Here is a 1,645-nt window from a genome sequence, read left to right on the forward strand (position 1 = left end):
CAATGTCATTAAGTTAAGGTGTAAGWTCAATAGAATGCAAAAGAGCAGGTTATCAAAAAGATAGCCTGCTCTTTTTTTGCCCAAATGAGGAAAAAGAACTTGACAGGCGATTGTAAGTGTGTGGCGAAGCCCCTTGAAAAAACGAGGAGGTTTCGACCATGCATGCTTACGCGAGTTCATTAAAAGAAACGCTGACAAYCCTCATTCGAGAGATGTCAGCAGCACCAGCGCCTTATGTCAAAAATCCTGAAAAAGATTTTACCCGGAAGAAAAAGCTATCCTTCGAAACGATGATGCAATTTCTGATCTCTATGGGCGGAAACAGTATATACAAGGAGCTCTTGGAATCGCAAGGTTAYGACGTAAACACGGCAACGACTTCCGCTTTTGTCCAACAACGTAATAAAATTTTGCCATCTGCTGTAGAATACTTATTTCACAAATTCACTCAAACGTACAAGGATATCAGGGATTACCATGGGTATCGACTACTTGCTATTGACGGTTCGGATTTACATATCACAACGGATCCAACTGACAAGAATAGCTTCTTTCAAAGTCAACCCAACACGAAAGGCTATAACCTCCTGCATTTGAACGCAGCGTACGATCTATGTAACAGACTTTACGTGGATGCTCTTGTCCAGCCAAAAAGGCTAATTAACGAGGGAAGGGCGCTGGCAACCATGGTTGATCGTTCGCCCATCAAGAGCAAAACCATTGTGATTGCGGACAGAGGCTATGAAAGCTACAACAATTTTGCGCATATTGAACGTAAAGGGTGGCACTATGTCATTCGGGTAAAGGATTTGAATTCCAGTGGTATTCTGTCTAGCTTACGTTTGCCCGCTAGCGGAGAGTTTGATCGGGACATTCATCTGACACTTACCAGAAAACAAACCAAAGCGTTCCAGGCTTATCCTGGTTACAAATTCCTTCCGACCAATTCTACATTTGATTTTTTGGATATGCATGAGRACATGATTTACCCGCTATCTTTTCGGGTTGTTCGTTTCATCCTACCTGACGGCGCTTATGAAACCGTCATTACGAATCTTTCTGCCGCAGACTTCCCTCCCGATGAACTCAGATCCCTTTATCACATGCGATGGGGCATTGAAACCTCGTTTAGGGCATTAAAATACACGGTTGGTCTGACAAGTTTTCACGCAAAGAAGCAAGCGTTCATCGCCCAAGAGATTTATGCCAGAATGATTCTATACAACTTCGCTGAAATGATGACCTCGCACGTCGTCATTTCGCAAATGGATAAACGGCACCAATATCAAGTCAATTTCACGGTTGCCGTTCTCGTTTGCAGACAATTCTTGCGCTCTCGAGGCGATGAACCCCCGCTCGATGTTGAAGCGCTGATTCGAAAAAACATTTTGCCGATTCGACCCATTCGCCCGGGACAAAAGAATACGCGCAAAATCCGATATAAATCAGCTGTCAGCTTCGTCTACAGAGTAGCATAATTCGATTCATATGAACATTTTTTTAAGCGGATCGTCCATCCGTTTGTTTGCTGTTCCTATTTATCAGTCTTGCATCAAAAAAATAAACGGCACAGGGCTTTTCCCATGCCGTTTCAGATTCACTTTCTATTTACGATCTTGTCTCGGAGATTAACTTAATGACATTG

The 1,645-nt window shown here is 43.1% G+C and carries 1 protein-coding gene; it reads left to right on the forward strand.

Annotation, left to right across the window (positions count from 1 at the left end):
- Positions 1-158: 158 nt before the first annotated feature.
- A complete protein-coding gene (locus AB4Z45_RS32855) occupies positions 159-1,478 on the forward strand; it encodes an IS4 family transposase (protein WP_441913829.1) in 1,320 nt (439 codons plus the stop codon).
- The last annotated feature ends 167 nt before the right edge of the window (positions 1,479-1,645 follow it).

Source organism: Paenibacillus sp. MCAF9 (assembly GCF_052114265.1).
Lineage (GTDB): Bacteria > Bacillota > Bacilli > Paenibacillales > Paenibacillaceae > Pristimantibacillus.